The organism is Xanthomonas sp. NCPPB 1067, assembly GCF_020783795.1.
In the GTDB taxonomy this organism is placed as follows: Bacteria; Pseudomonadota; Gammaproteobacteria; order Xanthomonadales; family Xanthomonadaceae; genus Xanthomonas; species Xanthomonas melonis.
The window spans coordinates 41,008-64,148 of sequence record NZ_JAJGQG010000021.1; the positions used below are offsets into that span (position 1 = coordinate 41,008).

Genomic DNA, 23,141 nt, shown 5'->3' on the forward strand with positions numbered 1-23,141 from the left:
GATGGCCAGGGGGATGAGGCCGTCGGCGGATGTTTTCAAGGCGCACCGGCGCGAATGTGTCGTGCCGCGCTGACCAGGCCGGGGAGGGCGGCAGCTTGGGCGACGGCGGTATCATGGCCGTCCCTCGCCGCGTCGTCAGCCATGCCGCCACTCGCTTCCGCCGTGTTACCCCTGGGTCTGCCCGTCAACGGCAGGTGGCGATGAGCCGCCCGCCACGGCCGGCGCCGCGTGGCGCGGAAGGGCAGGTGCGCATCGTGGGCGGGCGCTGGCGCAATACCCGACTGGCGGTGCCCGATGCACCGGGGCTGCGCCCAAGCAGCGACCGCGTGCGCGAAACGCTGTTCAACTGGCTGATGCCGCGCCTGCCCGGTGCCCGCGTGCTGGACCTGTTCGCCGGCTCGGGCGCGCTGGGCCTGGAAGCGGTCTCGCGCGGCGCGGCGCATGCCACCCTGATCGAGCGTGACCCCGGCCTGGCGCAGCGCCTGCGCGAGCATGTGGCCCGGCTGGGTGCGGCCGAGCAGGTCCAGGTGCTGCAGGACGATGCGCTGCGCTGGCTGGAGCGCGCTCCGGCGGCCCAGGCCGATATCGTGTTCGTCGACCCGCCGTTCGCGGATGGCCTGTGGGCCGGCGTGCTCCAACGCCTGCCCGCGCATCTGGCCGCCGAGGCCTGGCTGTACCTGGAAGCGCCCGCCGATGCGGTGCCGCCGCTGCCGGCCGGTTGGGACCTGCACCGCGAGGGCGGTACCCGGCAGGTGCGCTATGCGCTGTATCGCCGGGCCGCTGCTACACTGAACGGCGATCCGACCCCGGTAGTTTCCGTATGAGCGTGGCCAATAGCCGCACCGCCGTCTATCCCGGTACCTTCGACCCGATCACCAATGGGCATATCGACCTGGTGAACCGTGCCGCGCCGCTGTTCGAGCGCGTGGTGGTGGGCGTGGCCTACAGCCCGTCCAAGGGGCCGGCCCTGCCGCTGGAAAAGCGCGTGGCGCTGGCGCAGGAAGCACTGGCGGCGCACAGGAACGTGGAAGTGCGCGGCTTCGATACGCTGTTGGCGCACTTCGTGCGCGACATGCAGGCCGGGGTGCTGCTGCGCGGGCTGCGCGCGGTGTCCGACTTCGAATACGAATTCCAGATGGCCAGTATGAACCGCCATCTGATTCCGGAAGTGGAGACTTTGTTCCTCACGCCGGCCGAGCAGTACAGCTTCATCTCGTCGTCGCTGGTGCGCGAGATCGCGCGGCTCGGCGGCGATGTCTCCGGTTTCGTTCCCGCCTCGGTGGTCGAGGCGCTGCGCCAGGTACGCGAATCCCGCGCGCAGGCCTGACCCGATCTTCGTTACATCACCACACGCTTTTCAAAGGGAGGAGTTTCATGAAACACACCATGCGCGCTCTGGCGCTCGCTTCGATCGCCGCGCTGGCGGTCACCGCCTGCAAGAAGGAAGAGCCGGCTCCCACCGCCGCCGCGGCTCCCGCGCCGCTGAAGGCGCCAGCCAAGGACGACAACGCCGGCTGGAAGAAGTACCTGCAGGAAGTGGTCGGCCAGAACCTGGGCACCACCACCAATAGCCCGTTCCTGTACTACTTGCCGCCGGAGTCCGATGCCGAGTTCGCCGGCAGCTACGAGCGTCAGCTGGAAAGCGTCAAGACCGCGCTGGCGCGTGGCGTGCAGCCGGGCAATATGCTGGCCTTCGGTTCGTCCGCGTCCACCAAGATGGCCGACCTGATCGAGGCCGCGTTCAAGGACGTGCAGCCGGATTCGATGAAGGGCGTGCGCGTGCTGTTCATCGGCGATGCTGCCGAGAATGCGCGCGTGCAGACCATCGTCCAGCCCAAGGGCGCGGAATACACCTTCGTTGAAGCCAAGTAATGCCGTACCAGGCCGGATGCGCGGGAGGGCGCAGCCGGTCGCGGTGTGCGGAGCCAGCAGCATGCTGACTCCGCACGTCACCGGAACCAGCCGTGTTGGGCGGGTGTCCGACAGCGCCCCAGGCGTTGTCCATGTGCTGATCATCCGCGCCGTGCGCGCCTGCCTGCAGCAGTACGTTGCGTTCCAGCGCCTGCAGTTGAATCGCGCTGCCTCGCATCGCATGGTGTTGTCGATATGTCGCTGAAAATCAACGAGCTCTGCGTCAACTGCGACGTCTGCGAGCCGGCCTGCCCGAACCAGGCGATCTCGATGGGCGAGACCATCTACGTGATCGACCCGGCGCGGTGCACCGAATGCGTGGGCCATTTCGACGAAGCGCAGTGCGTGGTGGTGTGCCCGGTCGAATGCATCGACCCGGATCCGGAGATTCCGGAAACCCACGATCAATTGCTGGCCAAGCTGATGCAGCTGCAGCGCGATCACCCCGAATTGTACGAACAGGAGCCTCCCGCCCCGTGAGCACTTTCTTCCGACATTTTTCGACGCGGGGCCTGCTGTTGCTGGTGTTCGTGCTGGCACCGCCGGCCTGGTCCGCCGACGGCACCACGCCTGCCACCGGCGCGCCCGCGGCGGTCGCTGCGCATCCGCCCGGCGCGGCCGTGGCCAGTGGCCATGCCCTGGCCACCGACGCCGGCCTGCAGATCCTGCGCGAGGGCGGCAATGCCTTCGATGCGGCCATTGCGGTGTCTTCCACCCTGGCTGTGGTCGAGCCGATCAGCTCGGGCCTGGGCGGCGGCGGCTTCTTTCTGCTGCATGACGCCAGGACCGGCAAGGACGTGATGCTGGATGCGCGCGAGTACGCGCCCGAATCGGCCACGCCGGACAAATTCCTCGACAAGCAGGGCGGGCTGGACCGCGACCGCTCGGTCAACGGTCCGTGGTCGGCCGGCATTCCCGGCCTGCCGGCGGCGCTGGTGGAACTGGCGGCCAGTCACGGCCGGTTGCCGCTCAAGCAATCGCTGGCGCCGTCGATCCGCATCGCCAGCGAGGGCTTTCCGGTGTATGCGCGCATGGCCAAGGGCTACGCCTCGCGGCGCGAGGTGATGGAGCGCTACCCCGGCACCCGCGAGGTGTACTTGCGCGGCGGAAGACCCATCGCCGAAGGCGACATCTTCAAGCAGCCCGAGCTGGCGCGCACCCTCACGTTGCTGGGCGACAAGGGCTTCGACGGCTTCTACAAGGGCGAGACCGCCAGGAAGTTGATCGCTGGCGTGAAGCAGGCCGGCGGGCACTGGACTGCGGCAGAGCTGGCCGGCTACTCGGTGAAGCAGCGCACGCCGATCCAGTTCGATTACCGTGGCTGGAAGATCACCACCGCGCCGCCGCCGTCGTCCGGCGGCATTGCGTTGGCGGCAATGCTGCAGATCCTGGAAGGCTGGGATCTGAACACCCTGGATGAGGTGCACCGCACCCATCTGGTGGTGGAGTCGATGCGTCGTGCCTACCGCGACCGCACCTTCTTCCTGGGCGATCCGGACTTCGTCGATGTGCCGCAGCGTGTGCTGACGAGCAAGGATTACGCGCAAGGCCTGCGCGCCACCATCAATCCGGACAAGGCGACGCCCAGCGATCTGTTGTCGGGCAATCCCACGCCGCTGGAAGACGACGAGACCACGCACTTTTCCATCATCGACAGCGAAGGCAACCGTGTCGGCGGTACCCAGACGGTGAACCTGCTGTACGGCTCGGGGTTGATTCCCAAGGGCACCGGCGTGCTGCTCAACGACGAGATGGACGACTTCGCGCTCAAGCCGGGTACGCCCAATGCCTTCGGCGTGATGGGCTACGACGCCAACGCACCCAAGCCGGGCAAGCGCATGCTGAGTTCGATGACGCCCACCTTCATGGAATCGGCCGACAAGGCGATCGTGTTGGGCACCCCGGGCGGCAGCCGCATCATCACCATGGTGCTGCTCGGCATCCTGGGCTACGACGCCGGGCTGGACGCGCAGCAGGTCAGCGCGCTGCCGCGTTATCACCACCAGTGGTTGCCGGACGTCATCGACGCCGAAAGCAATGCGTTCACCGCGCAGACCGCCGCGGGCCTGAAGGCGATGGGCCATGCGCTCGAACTGCCTGGCGATAGCGCAGAGGGCGGACGCGGCTCCAGCCATGTGTGGGGCAACCTGCAGACGGTGGAATGGGACAAGCGCCGCAACGTGCTCAGCGGCGGCAGCGACCCGCGCAACCCGGTTGGCAAGGCGCAGGTGCAGTTGGCAACGCCAGGGCAGTAAGTGCGCAGTCTGGCCATATTCGCGCCGACGACGCAGATGCGCGGCCGCTGAGGACCAGCGCAGCGGCGCAGGATGGGTTCACCCTGCGCCGCCGTTCGCGATGGAGACAGTGAGTGGCGCCAGTGCTGGGCATGACGCGCACTGCCTGCGGTCACTTGAGATTGAAGTAGGTGCCGTTGTGTCGGGCGTCGTAGCAGGTGGCGCCTTGCAGGCGTTTGTCACCCGGGATGCCTGGATTGAGCGGGTAGATATGGCATGCGCCGAACGGTGCGGGATTGCCGGTGAAGCGCAGGGTGAAGTGCTGCGTTCCGTCGGTTGCGCTGGTATGCACGCCTCCATTGGCCATGATCGTGACCTCGCACGTCGCCTGCGGTGCAAGCTGGCACTGCTGGAGGATGGTTTGCAGCGGTCCACTGATGCTGGCGTACATGCCGGAGATCCAGTTGTCGATGGTCGGGTTGGCGTTGCTGTTCCACTGTTTGGTCGCCAGTGCACTCTGGCTCACCGCCAGCAGGCTCATCGACAGCAGAAGGGCGAACACGCGCGGTGCGCGTGCCTGCCGACACGGTCCGGCCTGGCGTGCATGCGGATGGATGGCATGGGAGTAGCGGGTGATCGCTTGAATGGTCATGGGCGGTTCCTTGGCGGAGAGAAGCGCGATGCGAGGCGTGCGGTGCCCGCGTTCGGATGCGGGTAGCCGGCGATGTCGCGCGTGCATGCGGTGATGCCGTTCGTCACGGCAGTGCCAGGGTAGATTCGGGAAATCGGGAAGAATTGGTCGAAACGCTGGCAATCACCGTGCGTTCGATGGGAAACGACCGATGATCGCGTCGTCGCCTGTGGCGCCCACCAGCGCTCGAACCAATGCGGTGGAATCGCCGATGTAGTGCGATGAAGGTGGCGGCGATTCGCAGGCGCGAGGCGGAATCAGCGCGAGCGGCGCGTACCGCCATCGCAGTGCTGGTCCGTGCACAAGCGCCGCTTCCGGCCCTGGTGATTGCCTGCTTCCCGTACGGCCAGCTGCCCGCCGCCTGCGCAGTGCGGGCTTGTAGTCACGATGCAGCGCGGTCACCATTGCGGCATGACGATTCGCCAAGCTCTGCTGACCACTGTCCTCATGCTCGCTTCCGCAGGTAGCTCCGCGCAGCAGGCAACGAATACCGCTCCCGGTAGTGTTTACCTCAACCAGCTCGGGTATCTGCCGGGCTCGACCAAGCTGGCCGTCGTCGCGCAGCGGCAGGGTGCAGCGACCGGCTCGGGCCGCTTCACAGTCGAAGACGCGCACGGGCGCGCGGTGTTGCAGGGTACGTTGTCGCGGGCGGCAATGTGGTCGCCGGCCGGCCAGCAGGCGCAGCTGGCGGATTTCTCCAGTGTGCGTGCAGCCGGTACCTACCGTCTGAAGATCGACGGGTTGGCCGCGTCGGAGGCGTTTCCCATCGGGGCCGGGGCCTACCAGCCGGTGCTCGATGCGTCGTTGAAGGCGTTCTATTTCAATCGGGCCAGCACCGCGTTGCCGGCGCAGTTCGCCGGGCGCTATGCGCGTGCGGCCGGACATCCCGATACCCATGTGCGCATCCATCCATCGGCGGCCTCGGCCACGCGCCCGGCGGACAGTGTGATCAGCGCGCCCAAGGGCTGGTACGACGCCGGCGACTACAACAAGTACATCGTCAACTCCGGCATCAGCACCTACACCTTGCTGGCGGCCTACGAGCATTACCCGGCGCTATTCAAGGCGCAGACGGTGCGCATTCCCGACGATGCGCCTGGCGTGCCCGGCATCCTTCAGGAGGTGTGGTGGAACCTGCAGTGGATGCTGGCCATGCAGGACCCGGCCGATGGCGGGGTCTACCACAAGCTCACCGACAAGCAGTTCGATGGGCTGGTCATGCCGGACCAGGCCAGGCAGCAGCGCTACGTGGTGATGAAGGCCACGGCCGCCACGCTGGATTTCGCCGCAGTCATGGCAGCTGCCAGCCGGGTGTACGCCCCATTCGAAACGCAGTATCCGGGTGTGTCTGCGCGCATGTTGAAGGCATCGCGCGCCGCATGGGCGTGGGCGCAGCAGCATCCGGATGTCATCTATCGCCAGCCCGATGACGTACGCACCGGCGGTTACGACGATGCGCAGGTTGCCGACGAGTTCGCCTGGGCCGCGGCGGAGCTGTATGTCACCACCGGCGAGGACGGCTTCTACGACGCCATGCTGGCGCGCAAGGTGCCGGCCAGCGTGCCCGGCTGGAGCAACGTGGGTGGGCTGGCGTGGATGTCGCTGGCGGCGCATCGCGACCGGCTCACCCCGCATGCAGACCGTGCGCGCATCAGTCAGGAGATCGATGGCTTGGCGCAGCGCCTGGCCGACCAGTGGCAGGCCTCGCCGTGGCGCCTGGCGATGACCGATACCGATTTCGTGTGGGGCAGCAATGCGGTCGTCCTCAATCAGGCGATGATGTTGCTGCAGGGCTACCGCACGACGCAGCAGCGGCGTTATCTGGACGCGGCGCAATCGCAGCTGGACTACATCCTGGGCCGCAACCCGCTGGGGCTGTCGTTCGTCACCGGAGTGGGGCAGCGCACACCGATGCATATCCATCACCGTCCTTCCGAAGCCGATGGCATCGACCCGCCGGTGCCGGGCTGGCTGGTCGGCGGCCCGCAACCCGGGCAGCAGGATGCGAAGGATTGCAAGGCGAGCTATCCGTCCAGGCTGCCAGCGCTGTCGTACCTGGACGACACCTGCAGCTATGCCACCAACGAAGTGGCGATCAACTGGAATGCGCCGCTGGTGTATGTCAGTGCCGCGATTCAGGCGTTGACGCGCTGAGAGAGCAGGTCGGGCGTGCTGGACGGACGTGACGGGAGCAGGCTGGGAATGGTTTGTCGCGCGGTGAGCGGCCGAGAGTCCGATTGACTGCGGAAACGCGAGGCGTGCGTACGAGCGGCATGCGCGAGTGCGCTGCCCTCACCCCAACCCCTCTCCCGCACGCGGGAGAGGGGCTTTCGCCCCTCATCCGGCGCTACGCGCCACCTTCTCCCGCCCGCGGGAGAAGGCAACGGATTGCCAGCGCTGCAGCGTGTTGCTGCGCCAACGCCTGCCTTCCCCCGCCTGCGGGGGAAGGTGCCCGAAGGGCGGATGGGGGCCGCAGTCTGGCGATGTTCCTGCAGGTGTGACTCGCACGGCAGCAGCGCCCCTCATCCGGCGCTGCGCGCCACCTTCTCCCGCCCGCGGGAGAAGGCAGCGGATTGCCAGCGCTGCAGCGTCGCTGCGCCAACTCCTCCCTTCCCCCGCCTGCGGGGGAAGGTGCCCGAAGGGCGGATGGGGGCTGCAGTCTGGCGATGTTCCCGCAGGTGGGACTCGCACGGCACAACGCCCCTCATCCGGCGCTGCGCGCCACCTTCTCCCGCCTGCGGGAGAAGGCAACGGATTGCCCGCGCTTCAGTGTCGCTGCGCCGACGCCTGCCTTCCCCCGCTTGCGGGGGAAGGTGCCCGAAGGGCGGATGGGGGAGCGCACAGCGCCACCAATTCCCCGACACGCCGCACATCAACGCGCCGTCGACCGGCGAGCAGGGCCTACTCCAGCCGCGTGCCGAAGATGCGGTCGCCGGCATCGCCCAGGCCGGGCAGGATGTAGCCCTTGTCGTTGAGATGGTCGTCGATGGCGGCGGTGTACACCTCCACGTCCGGATGCGCGGCCTCCAGCGCCTTCAGGCCCTCGGGCGCGGCGACCAGGAAGATGCCCTTGATGCGGCGCGCACCGGCACGCTTGAGCATGTCGATGGTCGCGATCAAGGTGCCGCCAGTGGCCAGCATCGGATCCAGGATCAGCGCATCGCGTTCTTCCAGGCGGCCGGTGAGGCGTTCGAAATAGGGCACCGGTTGCAGGGTCTCCTCATCGCGCTGCAGGCCGACCACGCTCACGCGCGCTGCGGGAATCAAGGCCAGCACGCCGGGCAGCATGCCCAGACCTGCGCGCAGGATCGGCACCAAGGTGATCTTGGCGCCGGCGATACGCTGCACGTTCACCGGACCCGCCCAGCCCTGTTGTACGTGCGATTCGGTGTCCAGATTCGCGGTGGCCTCGTAGGCCAGCAGGGTGCCCAGCTCGGTGACCAATTCGCGAAAGCCCTTCGTGCTCAGGGCGGCATCGCGCAACAAGCCGATCTTGTGCTGGACGAGAGGATGGCGGACTTCGACGATTTTCATGCGGCAGCAACGAGCGGAAGAGATGCACAGTGTGCCGCAGCTGCGCGTGTCGTCGCCACATCCTGCACGTGATCGCGCTTGCACATGTCATGTCGGTGAAACGTCGCAGACATAGTGTGCCCACCCATTCTTGACGATTGGGGACGCACTCGTGGTGAACAAGACTCCGCTCTGCCTGGCGATCACGCTGACGCTGGCGACCGCGGGCTGGGGCCAGCCGCTGCGCGCAGCCGAGGCCGCTGCCGCGAGCGGCGCCGCCAGCGGTGCGGCCGCGGTCGATCTGGAGCGCCTGGAAGTGCGCCCGCAGCTGGAGGCGCAGGAGCGCGCGGTGGATCTCAAGCGCGCCTCCGATGCCATCCAGGATGCGGTCGCCTCCGATGCGATGGGCCGCTACCCGGACAAGAACGTTGCAGAATCCCTGCAGCGGCTGCCCGGTGTCAGCGTCACCCGCGATCAGGGCGAAGGTCGTTTCGTGGTGATTCGCGGTCTGGATTCGTCGCTCAACAGCGTCACCATCGACGGCATGAACATGGGCACGCCCGAAGACGGCACGCGCTCCACGCCGCTGGACGTGATTCCCTCCGACTCCACCGAGCGGCTGAAAGTGGTGAAGTCGCCGACCCCGGACATGCCGGGCGATTCGATCGGCGGTGCCATCCAGGTCGAATCCACCTCCGCGTTCGACCGTGACGGACGCACCCTGCGCGGGTCGATCGAGGGCAGCCATCAGTCGCTGTCCGGCAAGACCAGTCCCAAGGGTGCATTCAACTACAGCGACATTTTCGGTGGCACGCTGGGCGTGGCGGTGGGGGTTAACCATCAGGACCGCGAGTTCGAATCGGACAATACCGAAGTGGCTTACGACGCCTTCGACGGCGGCGCCCAGGACGATCTGTTCGCGGGCGAGGTGCAGCGGCGCAAATATTTCATCGAACGCACCCGCATGGGCGCCAACCTCAACCTGGACTGGCGCCCGGATGCGGACAACCGCTACTACCTGCGCTCGCTGTACAGCCGTTTCGACGATGCCGAGACGCGTCAGCGCACCATCTTCGGCCTTGGCGATGGCGAGGTGAGCGCCAATGGCGACGGCACCTACGACGTGGCCGACCTGCCGGCCGACAGCATTTCCAAGCGGGTGCGCTATCGCACCAAGAAGGAAGACAATACCGCGATCAGCTTCGGTGGCGAGAACCGCCTGCGCGCGGCCACGGTCGACTACAAGGTCGGCTATACCAAGACCACCGAGCGCGTGAACGACGAAATGGAGGCGCGTTTCGACTACGACGGCGAGGATCTGGCGGCCACCGTGGACCAGCGTCGCGGCATTCCGCGCCTGGGTTTTTCCGATAATGGCTGGCAGAGCAATCAGGATTTCGTGTTCGACCGCTTCGTGGTGGCGCCCAAGACGGTGGACGACAGCGAGCGTAGCGCGCAGGTCAACGTGCGCTTCGATGGCGAGCATTCCAGCCTGAAGATGGGGGTGCTGGGCCGCTGGAGGGAGCGCGACGTGAATGTGGACGAGAACGAGCTGCGGCGCGGGCCGGCGATCGATCTGAGCGGCTGGACCACGGCAGCGCCGGAACACCGCGGTGGCACCCTGGGCCAGAGCATCGGCTCGGACGGCATGCGGCGCTACTGGCGAGCCTCCGGCGATCTGTACAGCGCACGTCCGCAGGATGTGGGCAGCAACCTGCAGGTGTCGCTGCAGGACGACTACCGTGCCACCGAAGACGTGTTCGCCACCTATGCGATGGGCACCTGGGACATCGGCGCGCTGCGCATGATCGCCGGTGTGCGTGTGGAAAACACCCAGTTCGATGCCACCGGCAACCAGGTGGACGTGGCCGAGGATGGCCGCAGCGCCACCGTCACCCAACGCGAGGCGTCCAGCAGCTACACCAACGTGCTGCCGGGCCTGCACCTGCGGTACGACAGCGGCAACGACTGGGTACTGCGCTTTGCGGCCAACAAGACCTTGTCGCGCCCCTCGTTCGGCGACGTCTCGCCACGGGTGAGCATCAATCGCGGCGACGAGGAGGTGAGCATCGGCAACCCGCAGCTCGATCCGTACCGCTCCACCAACCTGGACCTGTCGTTCGAGAAATACATCGGCAGCAGCGGGCTGGTGTCGCTGGGCGTGTTCCACAAGTCGATCGACGATTACATCGTGCAGACCATCAGCACCAGCGATGCGCAGTTCCCCGGCTTGCAGGTCACCCGCTCGATCAACGGCGACACCGCCAAGGTGCGCGGTGCAGAATTCAACTGGCAGCAGACGCTGGATTTCCTGCCCGAAGGCTGGAACGGCCTGTTGGTCGGCGCCAGCGCCACCGCGCTGGACAGCGACTTCGACCCGGGTCTGCCCAACCGCGCCGGCGACGACTTCATGCTGCCGCGTTCGTCCAAGCGCATCTACAGCGGCCATCTGGGCTACGAAAAATATGGCTTCAGTGCGCGCGTGGCGGCGGTCCACCGCAGCGAGTATCTGGACACCATCGGGCAGAGCCGCGCTTACGATATCTACGTCGCCCCGCATACCCAGATGGATCTCAGCATGAGTTACCAGTTCAACAGCCACATCAGCCTGTACCTGGAAGCGCAGAATCTGCTGGACGAGCCCTTGGAGCTGTACCAGGGCGTGCGTTCGCGGACCCTGCAGAACGAGGAATACGGCCGCACGTACGCGCTGGGCCTGAAGGTGGCGCTGTGATGGGCGCGCGTGCGCTGCCGCGCGCCGCACTGCTGGCCGCCGCCCTGACGCTGGCAGGCTGCGCCAGCACCGTCGTCGATCGCGAAGCCGACGAAGCGCTGCTGAAGGACCCGCTGCTGAGCGAGGCGAAGGTGCCACACCAAGTGGTGTCGGAAGCCTTCATCACCGCACTGACGCCTTCGGACAACCTGGATTCTCCGGCCAGCTGGACAGCGCCGGATGGCAGCCGCTGGGTGATCGCCACCGCCAAGGCCAGCCATGCGCTGGTGGTGTTCGATGGCGACAGCGGCGAGCGGCTGCGGGTGGTGGGTGGCAAGGGCAAGGCGCTGGGCAAGCTGGATCGCCCGAACGGGATTTCGGTGGTCGATGACCTGCTGTTCGTGGTGGAGCGCGACAACCGCCGCGTGCAGGTGTTCGCGCTGCCGGATTTCAAACCGCTGACGGCATTCGGCCAGGACGAATTGCGCGAGCCCTACGGCCTGTGGGTGCGCAAGCATGATGGCGGCTACGAAGTGGTGGTCAGCGACAACTATATGTCGCCAGCCAACAAGGACCAGCCACCGCCGCTGGCCGAACTCGGCCAACGCTTTCGCCGCTATCAGTTGACTGCGGCAGGGCAGGGCTGGCAGGCGCAGCTGACGCAGAGTTTCGGCGATACCACCGAGGCCGGTGCCATCCGCATCGCCGAATCGGTGTTCGGCGACCAGGCCAACGCGCGCCTGCTGATTGCCGAAGAAGATGTGGCGGTGGGCACCCAGTTGCGCGAGTACGGCATGGATGGGCGCTACCGCGGGCGCAATGTCGGCACCGGCCTGTTCAAGGCGCAGGCCGAAGGGCTGACCTTGCTGCAATGCCCAGACGGCAGCGGCTACTGGATCGCGACCGATCAGTTCAAGGACCGCAGCGTGTTCCAGGTCTTCGATCGCCAGACGCTCGCACACGTCGGCGCCTTTGCCGGCCGGGTCACCGCCAATACCGATGGCGTGTGGCTGGACCAGCGCGGCGATGCACGCTTCCCCGGTGGCGTGTTCTACGCATTGCACGACGATCAGGCGGTGGCCGCGTTCGACTGGCGCGATGTCGCGCGCAGCCTGCGCCTGAAGGAGTGTGCGCAGTGACCGCAGTACGCACCGCGCTGTACGCCGCACTTTCTGCATTTGCACTGGCCGCTGCCCCGGCACTGGCTGCCGAGCGCGCCAGCGAGCCCAACACCCAGGTGCCGGCCGGCTCCACGCACTATGTGGCCGACGGCTTTCCGGACCGCATCGTCGCCACCCCGGCACAGGATGCCGCCACCGGTTTTGCGGTGGCCTGGCGCACCGACGGCAGCGTGGAGCGGCCATGGCTGGAACTGGTGGTGGCCGGCGATTCGCCCGATGTGGGCGCGCCGCGCCGCATCCGTGCCAGCACGACCACGTTGCGCAGCGAGAACGGCAGTGCGCATCATCACCGTGCCGATATCGATGGCCTGACGCCCGACACGCTGTATGCCTACCGCGTACAGGGCCACGACACCTGGGGCGCATGGAATCACTTCCGTACCGCCGCCACGCCGCAGACGCCGCTCACGCTGCTGTATTTCGGCGACACCCAGAACAAGAACCTGAGCCTGGTGTCGCGGGTGATCCGCCAGGCCTGGCGCTCGGCGCCGGACGCGCGCCTGGCCCTGTTCGCCGGCGATCTGGTCAGCGGCAAGGACGGTCAGGACGACAACGAATGGGCCGAATGGTTCGAAGCCGGACGCTGGTTGCTGGAAGGCACCGCGGTGGCGCCGGCGCCGGGCAATCACGAGTATCACGAACAAGGCCAGGACACCCCACAGGCCTCCCGCGTGCTGGGCGGCCACTGGCCGGTGACGTTCGCGCTGCCGCGTAACGGGCCGTCGGCCACGGCACGCACCAGTTACTGGTTCGACTACCAGTGCGTGCGCATCGCGGTGCTGGACGGCACCTCTGCCCTGGATCTGGGCACCGGGCCGGCGCAGGCGCAGTGGCTGGACAAGGTGCTCGCCGACAATCCGCATCCCTGGTCGATCGTGCTGATCCACCAGCCGTTCTTTTCGCCGCGCGCCGATCGCGAGAACGAAAAACTGGTGGAGCAGGTGTTGCCGGTGATTCGCCGCCACAAGGTGGATCTGGTGTTGCAAGGGCACGATCACACCTACGGCCGGCGCGGCGATGAGGCCGGGCAGGCGACGCCGGTGTTCGTGGTCTCGGTGGCCGGGCCCAAGCAGTACCGGCTCTCGGACATGGCGCGCAAGACCATGCGCCCGGTCGGCGAGGACACCCAGCTGTATCAGGTGCTGCGGCTCGACGGCCAGCGCCTGCGCTACGAGTCGCGCACCGCCACCGGCCGCCTGTACGACGCCTTCGAGCTGCAGCGCGATCCCAACGGCAGCAAGCGTCTGGTCGAACACGAACAGGGGCGCATCGCGCCGCGCGATTGCCCGCGCGCAGCCACGCTGAAGGGGCGCGCGGATCGTTGTTGGGAGTGATGGTGGTGGCGGATGACACGGCGGTGACAACTGTCGTGCAATCCGTGGCACATATGGCAACTTCTGCCACGCATAGTTTTTATCGATGAAGGAGTGGGAACCTCATTCAAAAGCTGTGCGTTACGTCACATCGCTAGCGAGGCTACGGTGCATTTAGCCAGAACCTCGACCGGGTTGTCGGTTCGATGCAGTTGCTGCGGGCGGGGTTCTGGTGGCCCCCAGACCACTGAGCCGTATTCCCATGATCCCCCATGTGTTTCATCTGACCGCACCCACCAAGCACCTGTTGTGGGAAGAGCGCAGGGTGTGTGCGCGACTGCAACGTCTGCTCCCCGATTGGACCTGCTACGTCTGGGACGATGCCGACAACTCCGAGTTGATGCGCCGTGCGTTTCCCGCGTTTGCGCAGCGCTACGAGCAGATCCGCTTCGGCGTCATGAAGGCCGACATCGCGCGCTGCGCCTACATGCACGCCCATGGCGGCTTTTATTTCGATACCGACTACAAATTGCTGCGCCCGCTGGATAGCGATCTGCTGAGGCAGCGCTGCGTGTTGCCGGTCGAAGAGGGTGCGCCAGGACGCGAGGACTTCAAGATCGGCAACGCCGTGTTCGGCTCGCAGGCCGGGCATCCGTTCTGGAGCGCCTTCATCGCGCACATCTTCGAGGCGCATGCGCCGCAGACGCTGGAAGACCACCGGCAGATTCCGATGATTTCCGGCCCGCGTGGGCTGACGCGCTTCCATAACGCCCACCAGCAGCAGTTTGCTGGCATTGCCTTTCCGCCACGTGATGCATTCCACCCGGATCGCACCTGGTTTGGCCTCGGCCACCGCGGCGGCCAGATCGCCGTCGGTTCGCATCTGTGCTGGGCGTCGTGGCGCGGCAAGTCGCCGCGACGTGCCGTGACCAATTACCTGCGGCGCAAGCTGAGCGCTCTTCCGATCTGATCGGCCGACCGGCAGGGATGCGGATGCGGCTCGCCGAGCCGGACGGGTGTTTCGGCCGGCGTGCAGCGACGATTCATGCAGGCCCGTCTGGCTGAGCCGTTTGGGCTTCGCTTCGCCGCTTGACCTCGCAAGACCGCACTGTGCCCAGCAACCGTGGCGTTCTGCTTGCTGGCGAGGTCGTGCAGACCAATGCCTGTGTGCGGGGGGCGTCACTGCGGGCGGCGGCGATGCTCTTTCGGGTCCGGGTGATGCCTCGACTGCACTCGCGCAGTCGAGGCGCCGATGTCGACTCAGGCCGCCTCGGCTTGCGCCTGGCGTGGGCCTTCCTTCAATGCGCGTGCGATCAGGCCGACCAGCAGATCCAGCTCGTCTTCGTCCATGGCGAAGTGCGGGGTGAACCGCAGCGAGTTCTCGCCGCCATGGATCACGTTGACGCCGCGCTGGCGCAGCCACTCCTCGGTGGAGCCGGTGCCGTAGCACTTGTACTGCGGCGCGAGTTCGCAGGAAAACAGCAGGCCGGTTCCCTGCACCTTGGTGATCGGCCCGCCGAGCTCGGCTTGCAGTGCCTGCAGCTTGGCGATCGCCTGCGCGCCGCGCACACGGATGTTCTCGCGCACCTGCGCAGTGAACAAGGCCAGCGTGGCGCAGGCCACGTCGAGCGCGCGCGGGTTGGTGGTCATGGTGTTGCCGTAGGTGCCCTTGCGATACACCTGCGCGGCATGTTCGGTGACCGCCAGCACCGACAACGGGTATTGCGCTGCGTTGAGCGCCTTGGAGTAGGTTTCCAGATCCGGCGGATCGAGCCGCTCGAAGCCGGGGTAATCCACTACCGACAGCACGCCGTGCGCGCGCAGCCCGGCCTGGATGGAATCCACCAGCAGCAGGCTGCCATGGCTGCGTGTGAGCGCGCGTGCGGCGGCGTAGAACTCGGCCGGCAGGGCGCGCCCCGGATCGCCTTCGCCCATCACCGGCTCCAGGAACACCGCCTCGATGAACCAGTGATTGCGCGCGGCCTCGTCGAAGGCATGCTGCAACGCTGCCACGTCGTACGGAGCGATGGCGATCACCGAATCCTCGTCGCGATAGCTGGCCAGATACTTGGTGTAGGTCTTGCGGCTGGAGTCGGAGTACAGCCCGGGGCGGTCGGTACGGCCGTGGAAGCTGCCCTTGACCACCAGGCGCTTGATGCGGGCGCCGGCATGGCGTGCGCCCGGATCGGTGTGCAGCTTGGCGTTGGTGTCGACGATGCGCGCGGCCAGGCCCACGGCTTCCGATCCGGAATTCAGGCACATGAAACGCGCGAATGGACAGCCGCCGCGGCTGTGGCCGATCTCCGCGCGCAGGGCGCGGTCGAGCCGGCGCTGCGCCAGGCTGGGCGTCATCACGTTGGCCATCACCTGCGGCCGTGCCATCGCGTCCAGCACCGGCGTGGGGGTATGGCCGAAGCCCAGCATGCCGTAGCCGCCGGCGTCGTAGAGCACCGCGCCCTTGAGCGTGACCACCCATGGGCCGCGCGCGGCCAGCGCCACATAGGGCGTGACCGCATCGTCGGCGTAGAAGTTGATGAAACCGTCCTGTACGGCGGCGATCTGCGTCGCCTCGTCCAGATCGAGCAGGTCGGCGGCCTCGGCGCGTACCAGCGCGTATTCGGCGGCGGCCGCGGCGATGGCCTGCACGAGGTCCGGATGGTTGCCGGCCAGGCGCGCGACCGCGGCATCGTCCAGGCCATCGGTCAGGCGGCGCCCGGTGTGGGCACGCAACGGGGCGAGCGGGGCGAGAACGGACATGGCGCGTCTCCTGCAAGGTGTCGGTGTCTTTTCTATTATCGGCAGGGGATCGGCGTTTGGCAGCGTGAATTCTGGCGAGATATGCGCTATTTTCGTCGATTCGCCGAAACGATTGGGCAAAAATGAAGGTCACCCCGTCCGATGAGCGCCTGTTGTCGCTGCTGCGCGAGGATGCCCGCGCCTCCACCGCGCAGATTGCGCGCCGGCTCGGGCTCTCGCGCACCACCGTGCAGAGCCGTATCGAGAAACTCGAACGCGACGGCGTGATCAGCGGCTACACGGTGCGCACGCACGATGCGTACGATCAGGGCCGCATCCGCGCCCACATCCTGATCACCGTCTTGCCGAAGAAGATGGCGGCGGTGGTCAAGGCGCTGCGTGACATTCCCGAGGTGCGCCTGCTGCATTCGGTCAGCGGCGCCTACGACCTGATCGCCTTGGGCGTGGTGGGCGGCGTCAACGAAATGGACGTGCTCACCGACGCCATCGGCGCCCTGGACGGGGTGGAGCGCACGACCAGTTCGATCATTTTGTCGACCAAGTTCGAGCGTTGAGGGAGCCGGGAATCGGGAATTGCGAGATCCATGATGCTCGGACTGGAAGCCCCTCTCCCCCGGGAGAGGGGTTGGAGAGAGGGCACGGGGCGAAGCCCGCGTGCCCCTGAACGCCAATAGTGCTTCGCCCGTACCCTCATCCGGCGCTGCGCGCCACCTTCTCCCCATGGGAGAAGGATGTCCTCAGCGTGTCCCGCTAAACTAGCGCCCCCAAACCGCTGTACCGCCCCGCCTTGAAGAAGTCCGATTTCCATTACGACCTGCCCGATGAGCTGATCGCGCAGGCGCCGCTGGCCGAACGTGCCGCCAGCCGCCTGCTGGTGGTGCCGCCGGCGCCAGCGGCCTTCGACGACCGCCAGGTGCGCGATCTGCCGGAACTGCTGCAGCCCGGCGATCTGCTGATCTTCAACGACACCCGGGTGATCCCGGCGCGGCTGTTCGGGCAGAAGGCCAGCGGTGGACGGGTGGAGATCCTGATCGAGCGGCTGCTGGGCGAGCGCGAGGCGCGGGTGCAGATCGGCGCCAGCAAGTCGCCCAAGGCCGGCAGCCTGATCGCGCTCGACGCCGGCGGCCAGGCCGAGGTGCTGGGCCGCGACGGCGAGTTCTACCTGCTGCGCTTCGACATCCCCGCGCCGCTGCAGCAATGGCTGCCCGAGGCCGGGCGGCTGCCGCTGCCGCCCTACATCCGCCGCGAGCCGGGCCTGGAAGACCGCGAGCGCTACCAGACCGTGTTCGCGCGCGAAGTCGGTGCGGTCGCCGCGCCGACCGCCGGCCTGCATTTCGACGAGGCCTTGCTGGCGCGCCTGCGCGAGCGTGGGGTGGAATTCGGCCACGTCACCCTGCATGTCGGCGCCGGCACCTTCCAGCCGGTGCGGGTGGACAGGCTGGATCAGCATGTGATGCACACCGAATGGCTCAATGTCGGTGCGGCGCTGGTCGAACAGGTGCGGCGCACCCGTGCACGTGGTGGCCGCGTCATCGCGGTGGGCACCACCGTGGTGCGCTCGCTGGAAAGCGCCTGGCGCAAGACCGAGGCCGCACCCGAGGGCGAGTTGCAGCCGTTCGCCGGCGAAACCCAGATCTTCATCCTGCCCGGCTACCGCATCCGCAGCGTCGACGCGATGGTGACCAATTTCCATCTGCCCGAGAGCACGCTGCTGATGATGGTCTCCGCCTTCGCCGGCCGTGAGCGCATCTTCGAGGCGTACCGGCACGCCATCGCGCAGCGCTACCGCTTCTTTTCGTATGGCGATGCGATGTTGTTGTGGAGCCGGGATTGGGGATTGGGGAGTGGGGACCCGTAACGGCCCTCCGCTCACCGCCGTCCCGCTTTTGCCAATCCCGACTCCCGAATCCCCAATCCCGGCCTTCCAATGTCCCGACTCCAGTTCCAGCTCCAGACCACCGACGGCCACGCGCGGCGTGGTCGCCTGACTTTTCCACGCGGCACGGTGGAGACGCCGGCGTTCATGCCGGTGGGCACCTATGGCTCGGTCAAGGGCATCCTGCCCGAGCAGATCCGCGCGCTGGGTGCGGAGATCATCCTGGGCAACACCTTCCACCTGTATCTGCGCCCGGGCCTGGAGGTGATCGGCGATCACGGCGGCCTGCACGGGTTTGCGCGCTGGGACGGGCCGATCCTCACCGATTCCGGCGGGTTCCAGGTGTTCTCGCTGGCGCATCGCCGCAAGATCACCGAGCAGGGCGTGACCTTTGCCTCGCCCACCGATGGCGCGCGGGTATTCCTGGGCCCGGAAGAGAGCATGCAGATCCAGAAGGTGCTCGATTCGGACATCGTGATGATCTTCGACGAATGCACGCCGTACCCGGCCACCGAAGAGGTGGCGCGGCGCTCGATGGAGCTGAGCCTGCGCTGGGCGCAGCGCTCGCGGCAGGCGCATGACGGGCTGGGCAACGACGCGGCGCTGTTCGGCATCGTGCAGGGCGGGGTGCATCCGGACCTGCGCACCCGCTCGCTGGAGGGCCTGCAGGGCATTGGCTTCGACGGCTACGCCATCGGCGGGCTGGCGGTGGGCGAGCCCGAGCACGAGCGCAATGCCATGCTCGAGCACCTGCATCCGCGCCTGCCGGCCGATCGCCCGCGCTACCTGATGGGGGTAGGCCGGCCGGAGGACCTGGTCGAAGGCGTGGCGCGCGGGGTGGACATGTTCGATTGCGTCATGCCTACCCGCAATGCGCGCAACGGGCATTACTTCACCTCCTTCGGCACCGTGCGCATCCGCAATGCCAAGTACGAGCGCGACCTGGACACCATCGAGCCGGGCTGCGGGTGCCACGCCTGCAGCAGCGGCTACACGCGCTCCTACCTGCGCCACCTGGACCGCTGCAACGAGATGCTGGCGCCGATGCTGGGCACCCTGCACAACCTCTGGTACTACGAGAAACTCATGGCCGACATGCGTGCGGCGATCGCCTCGGGAACCTTCGTGCAGTTCCGGCGGTCCTTCTATGCGGCACGTGGCGCCACCACGCCGCCGCTGCCTGGGGAAACCAGCTGAGCCCTGCCGTCCGCGCGCCGACGCGGACGGGGTTGGACCCGCGTGGCATAATTCCCGGCTGTTCCGCCCTGGCGGTACCTGAATAGCGAGCGCGCCCGTGGGCGGGCTGGCACCAAACTAGGATGCATTGAATGAATTTGCTCGATTTCCTGATCCCCGCAGCCCAGGCCCAAGCGGCCGGCGGCGCAGCGGCACCCGGCTCGGTGGGAGGGCTGTCCACCTTCGCACTGCCGATCATCCTGATCGTGGTCATGTACTTCCTGATGATCCGCCCGCAGATGAAGCGCCAGAAGGAACACAAGTCGTTGCTGGACAAGCTGGCGCGCGGCGATGAGGTCATCACCTCCGGCGGCGTCGCCGGCGTGATCACCGATATCGGCGAAAACTTCATCACCGTGGAAGTGGCCGACAACGTGCGCATCCGCGTGCAGAAGAGTGCGGTGGGGCACGTGCTGCCCAAGGGCACCCTGAAGTCGGCCAGCTGAGCGCCGGCCGTCGGCGCATGCGCCATCGGTAGGCGTTGCCGGCGCTCGAAATCGGCAGGTACCCCCCGTACACTCCGGTTTCTTCGCGTCGGCGCACCCCGGCGCGTGCCCGGTCGGTTGCTCGCCTGTTCCATGCAAGCATCACCACCGCTGCGCGGCCGCCAGGCCGGCGCAGTCGGTGCACCGGGTCGAACCGGGCCGCAGGTCCGCTTCGGGACCGTGCACCCCGCATCCACCGGATGACCGCAGGCGACGGTGTCGGTCGCTTGAAGTCGTTCTCACTGCTAGGCGCGGCGCCGGGATGGTGCCGCGCGGGACTGTCGCAATGCTCGAATTTCCTCGCTGGAAGTACTTCCTGATCCTGCTGGTGCTGGCGGTCAGCGCGTTGTACGCGCTGCCCAACGTCTATCAGCAGGACCCGTCCGTGCAGATCACCGCCAGCCGCGGTGCGCAGCTCGACGACGCATTGCGCAGCCGTATCGACGGCGAGCTCAAAAGCGCCGGCATCACGCCCAAGGCGATCACCAAAGAGGGCGAGAGCCTGATGGTGCGGCTGTCCTCGCTGCAGGCGCAGAGGCGCGCTAACGACGCACTGCGTCAGCAGCTGGGCGAGAACTACACGGTGGCGCTGAGTCTGGCCTCCACCGTGCCCGATTGGGTGGCTCGCCTGGGCGGCAAGCCCATGGTGCTGGGCCTGGACCTGGTGGGCGGCGTGCACTTCGCCATGCAGGTCGATCAGAAGGCCGCGCTGGAAAAACGCCTGGACGGTTTTGCCGAAGACATCCGCACCACCTTGCGCGATGCCCGCATCGCCTACCGCTCGGTGGAACGTCGCGCCGACAACAGCATCCAGATCAGCCTGGGCGAAGGCGCCAATGCCGACGCCGCGCGGGTGGCACTGGCCAAGGCGCAGCCGACCCTGACCTATGACGTCAGCGGCCAGAACATCGCGGTGAAGGTGCCCGAGGCCGAGCTCAAGCAGATCGCCAGCGGCGCGATCGAGCAGAACCTGACCACCTTGCGCAATCGCGTCAATGCCCTGGGCGTGTCCGAGCCGACCATCCAGCGCCAGGGCGAAGACCGCATCGTGGTCGAGCTGCCCGGCCTGCAGGACACGGCCGAAGCCAAGCGCCTGATCGGCGCTACCGCCTCGCTGGAGTTCCGCGCGGTGGTCGAAGGCAACGCCGAGGATGCCGTGCGCACCGGCACCATTCCGCCGGAAGCCAAGGTCTATCGCCTGCGCGACAGCAACGCGCCGGTGCTGCTGAGCAAGCGCGCGCTGGTGACCGGCGACCAGATGGTCAATGCCTCCGTCAGCACCGACCAGAACGGCATGCCGGCGGTGGGCGTGACGCTCAACAACGTGGCCGGCCAGCGCATGTTCGACTACACCAGCGCCAACGTCGGCAAGCTGATGTCGGTGGTCTATATCGAGCGCATTCCCACTGTGACCATGGTCGACGGCAAGGAAGTGCGCAGCGTGCGGGTCAAGGAAGAGGCGCTGGCGCCGACCCGGATCGCCGGCGTGTTCGGCAAGAACTTCCAGACCACCGGCCTGGAAAAGACCGAAGCCGAGAACCTGGCCAAGCTGCTGAAATCCGGCTCGCTGGCCGCGCCGATGGACTTCGTCGAAGAATACGTGATCGGCCCGAGCCTGGGCGCGGAGAACGTGGAGCGCGGCGTGACCGCAGTGGTCTACTCGTTCCTGTTCACCCTGGTGTTCTTCACCATCTACTACCGCGTCTTCGGTGCGATCACCTCGGTGGCGCTGCTGTTCAACCTGCTGATCGTGGTGGCGGTGATGTCGCTGTTCGGCGCCACCATGACGCTGCCGGGTTTCGCCGGCCTGGCGTTGTCGGTGGGTCTGTCGGTGGACGCCAACGTGCTGATCAACGAGCGTATCCGCGAAGAGTTGCGGTTGGGCGTGCCGCCCAAGTCGGCGATCGCCGCAGGTTACGAAAAGGCCGGCGGCACCATTCTCGACGCCAACCTGACCGGCCTGATCGTGGCGGTGGCCTTGTACGCATTCGGCACCGGTCCGCTGAAGGGCTTCGCGCTGACCATGATGATCGGTATTTTCGCCTCGATGTTCACCGCGATCACGGTGTCGCGTGCGCTGGCGGTGTTGATCTATGGCAGCCGCAAGAAGCTGAAGTCCGTGGCCATCTGATGCGAGTCCATCGCAAGAGCCCGCAGTTAAAACGCGAGTCCCTCGCAAGAGCCCGTCTGTAATGCGAGTCCCTCGCAAGGGCCCGCACATCCATGTGCGGACTTTTTAGGAAGATCTTTCAATGAAAATTTTTCCGCTTCACCTGATTCCCAACGACACCAAGATCGACTTCATGCGCTGGCGCAAGCCGGTGCTGGTGTTGATGCTGGTGATCGCTGTCGCCTCGATCGGCGTGGTGGCCGGCAAGGGCTTCAATTACGCGCTGGAATTCACTGGCGGTACGCTGGTGCAGACCTCGTTCCAGAAGGCCGTGGACGTGGACCGGGTGCGTGAACAACTGTCCAGGGCCGGGTTCGAAAACGCCCAGGTGCAGAACGCCCGTGGCGGCAACGAGGTGATGATCCGCCTGCAGCCGCATGGCCAGCACAACAATCGCGACGATGCCGCACGCACCGTCGCCGAAGACGTGCGCAAGGCGGTGACCAGCGAAGAGAATCCGGCCACGGTGCAACCGGGCGAGTTCGTCGGCCCGCAGGTCGGCAAGGACCTGGCCTTGAACGGCGTGTACGCCACGGTGTTCATGCTGGTGGGCTTTCTGATCTACATCGCGTTCCGCTTCGAGTGGAAGTTCGCGGCGGTCGCCAGTCTCACCGCGCTGTTCGATCTGCTGGTCACGGTGGCCTATGTGTCGCTGACCGGCCGCGAGTTCGACCTGACCGTGCTGGCGGGCCTATTGTCGGTGATGGGCTTTGCGATCAACGACATCATCGTGGTGTTCGACCGTGTGCGCGAGAACTTCCGCGCGCTGCGCGTGGAACCGCTGGAAGTGCTCAACCGCTCGATCAACCAGACGTTGTCGCGCACGGTGATCACGGCGGTGATGTTCTTCCTGTCGGCGATGGCGCTGTACATCTACGGCGGCGAATCGATGGAAGGCCTGGCCGAGACCCACATGATCGGTGCGGTGATCGTAGTGATCTCCTCGGTGATCGTCGCCGTGCCGATGCTGAGCATCGGACCGTTCGCGGTGACCAAGCAGGATCTGCTGCCCAAGGCCAAGGACGTGGAGGCGCTGGCGCGTCGTCCTTGATGGATTGGCA

Annotated in this window: 19 protein-coding genes and 1 pseudogene; 17 read left to right on the forward strand and 3 right to left on the reverse strand. The window is 66.8% G+C overall.

Features of this window, described 5'->3' with window-relative positions:
- Window positions 1-200 precede the first annotated feature (200 nt).
- The 6 genes from rsmD to ggt all read left to right on the forward strand — a co-directional run bounded on the left by rsmD (window position 201) and on the right by ggt (window position 4,166).
- The gene (gene rsmD / locus LL962_RS15180; RefSeq protein ID WP_104587472.1) at window positions 201-824 is read left to right on the forward strand and encodes a 16S rRNA (guanine(966)-N(2))-methyltransferase RsmD; all 624 of its coding nucleotides are present in this window, start codon (window positions 201-203) and stop codon (window positions 822-824) included.
- The gene (coaD, locus tag LL962_RS15185) at window positions 821-1,327 is read left to right on the forward strand and encodes a pantetheine-phosphate adenylyltransferase (protein WP_228317509.1); all 507 of its coding nucleotides are present in this window, start codon (window positions 821-823) and stop codon (window positions 1,325-1,327) included. The genes rsmD and coaD overlap by 4 nt, the downstream gene beginning before the upstream one ends.
- A 47-nt stretch (window positions 1,328-1,374) precedes the next feature.
- Window positions 1,375-1,872, forward strand: coding sequence for a hypothetical protein (locus tag LL962_RS15190; RefSeq protein ID WP_167395328.1), 498 nt, complete (start codon window positions 1,375-1,377; stop codon window positions 1,870-1,872).
- A gap of 61 nt (window positions 1,873-1,933) precedes the next feature.
- The gene (locus tag LL962_RS15195; protein ID WP_228317510.1) at window positions 1,934-2,116 is read left to right on the forward strand and encodes a hypothetical protein; all 183 of its coding nucleotides are present in this window, start codon (window positions 1,934-1,936) and stop codon (window positions 2,114-2,116) included.
- The gene (locus tag LL962_RS15200; protein ID WP_104587469.1) at window positions 2,107-2,391 is read left to right on the forward strand and encodes a YfhL family 4Fe-4S dicluster ferredoxin; all 285 of its coding nucleotides are present in this window, start codon (window positions 2,107-2,109) and stop codon (window positions 2,389-2,391) included. Before LL962_RS15195 ends, LL962_RS15200 begins: the two co-directional genes overlap by 10 nt.
- A complete protein-coding gene (gene ggt, locus LL962_RS15205; protein ID WP_228317511.1) occupies window positions 2,388-4,166 on the forward strand; it encodes a gamma-glutamyltransferase in 1,779 nt (592 codons plus the stop codon). The genes LL962_RS15200 and ggt overlap by 4 nt, the downstream gene beginning before the upstream one ends.
- A gap of 151 nt (window positions 4,167-4,317) precedes the next feature.
- Here ggt and LL962_RS15210 read toward each other — a convergent pair whose 3' ends face one another.
- Window positions 4,318-4,797, reverse strand: coding sequence for a hypothetical protein (locus LL962_RS15210; protein WP_228317512.1), 480 nt, complete (start codon window positions 4,795-4,797; stop codon window positions 4,318-4,320).
- Window positions 4,798-5,346: 549 nt separating this feature from the next.
- Here LL962_RS15210 and LL962_RS15215 point away from each other — a divergent pair.
- Window positions 5,347-6,990: pseudogene (locus LL962_RS15215) on the forward strand (glycoside hydrolase family 9 protein); the annotation flags it as partial.
- A 747-nt stretch (window positions 6,991-7,737) separates the two neighbouring features.
- Here LL962_RS15215 and upp read toward each other — a convergent pair.
- Complete coding sequence (gene upp, locus LL962_RS15220; RefSeq protein ID WP_104587465.1) at window positions 7,738-8,370, reverse strand: uracil phosphoribosyltransferase; 633 nt, start codon at window positions 8,368-8,370, stop codon at window positions 7,738-7,740.
- 151 nt (window positions 8,371-8,521) lie between these two features.
- Here upp and LL962_RS15225 point away from each other — a divergent pair, with 151 nt between their 5' ends.
- From LL962_RS15225 to LL962_RS15240, 4 genes are all read left to right on the forward strand, one after another.
- A complete protein-coding gene (locus LL962_RS15225; protein WP_228317514.1) occupies window positions 8,522-11,083 on the forward strand; it encodes a TonB-dependent receptor in 2,562 nt (853 codons plus the stop codon).
- Window positions 11,083-12,201, forward strand: coding sequence for a phytase (locus tag LL962_RS15230; RefSeq protein ID WP_104587464.1), 1,119 nt, complete (start codon window positions 11,083-11,085; stop codon window positions 12,199-12,201). Before LL962_RS15225 ends, LL962_RS15230 begins: the two co-directional genes overlap by 1 nt.
- The gene (locus LL962_RS15235) at window positions 12,198-13,577 is read left to right on the forward strand and encodes a fibronectin type III domain-containing protein (RefSeq protein ID WP_228317515.1); all 1,380 of its coding nucleotides are present in this window, start codon (window positions 12,198-12,200) and stop codon (window positions 13,575-13,577) included. Before LL962_RS15230 ends, LL962_RS15235 begins: the two co-directional genes overlap by 4 nt.
- A 241-nt stretch (window positions 13,578-13,818) precedes the next feature.
- Window positions 13,819-14,526 (forward strand): glycosyltransferase family 32 protein, encoded by a 708-nt coding sequence (locus tag LL962_RS15240; RefSeq protein ID WP_228317516.1) that lies wholly within the window; start codon window positions 13,819-13,821, stop codon window positions 14,524-14,526.
- 290 nt (window positions 14,527-14,816) lie between these two features.
- Here LL962_RS15240 and LL962_RS15245 read toward each other — a convergent pair whose 3' ends face one another.
- Window positions 14,817-16,313 carry an aminotransferase class III-fold pyridoxal phosphate-dependent enzyme gene (locus LL962_RS15245; protein ID WP_228317517.1) on the reverse strand — a complete coding sequence of 499 codons (1,497 nt, stop codon included), beginning with the start codon at window positions 16,311-16,313 and terminating at the stop codon, window positions 14,817-14,819.
- A 122-nt stretch (window positions 16,314-16,435) separates the two neighbouring features.
- Here LL962_RS15245 and LL962_RS15250 point away from each other — a divergent pair, with 122 nt between their 5' ends.
- The 6 genes from LL962_RS15250 to secF all read left to right on the forward strand — a co-directional run bounded on the left by LL962_RS15250 (window position 16,436) and on the right by secF (window position 23,131).
- Window positions 16,436-16,867 (forward strand): Lrp/AsnC family transcriptional regulator, encoded by a 432-nt coding sequence (locus tag LL962_RS15250; protein ID WP_104587460.1) that lies wholly within the window; start codon window positions 16,436-16,438, stop codon window positions 16,865-16,867.
- A 233-nt stretch (window positions 16,868-17,100) separates the two neighbouring features.
- Window positions 17,101-18,171, forward strand: coding sequence for a tRNA preQ1(34) S-adenosylmethionine ribosyltransferase-isomerase QueA (gene queA, locus LL962_RS15255; RefSeq protein ID WP_228317518.1), 1,071 nt, complete (start codon window positions 17,101-17,103; stop codon window positions 18,169-18,171).
- A 69-nt stretch (window positions 18,172-18,240) separates the two neighbouring features.
- Window positions 18,241-19,386: a tRNA guanosine(34) transglycosylase Tgt gene (gene tgt / locus LL962_RS15260; protein ID WP_228317519.1), complete on the forward strand. Its 1,146-nt coding sequence runs from the start codon at window positions 18,241-18,243 to the stop codon at window positions 19,384-19,386.
- A 131-nt stretch (window positions 19,387-19,517) separates the two neighbouring features.
- A complete protein-coding gene (gene yajC / locus LL962_RS15265; protein WP_104587457.1) occupies window positions 19,518-19,871 on the forward strand; it encodes a preprotein translocase subunit YajC in 354 nt (117 codons plus the stop codon).
- A gap of 325 nt (window positions 19,872-20,196) precedes the next feature.
- Window positions 20,197-22,041 (forward strand): protein translocase subunit SecD, encoded by a 1,845-nt coding sequence (gene secD, locus LL962_RS15270; protein ID WP_167395326.1) that lies wholly within the window; start codon window positions 20,197-20,199, stop codon window positions 22,039-22,041.
- Window positions 22,042-22,162: 121 nt separating this feature from the next.
- Window positions 22,163-23,131 carry a protein translocase subunit SecF gene (secF, locus tag LL962_RS15275; protein ID WP_228317520.1) on the forward strand — a complete coding sequence of 323 codons (969 nt, stop codon included), beginning with the start codon at window positions 22,163-22,165 and terminating at the stop codon, window positions 23,129-23,131.
- Window positions 23,132-23,141 lie beyond the last annotated feature (10 nt).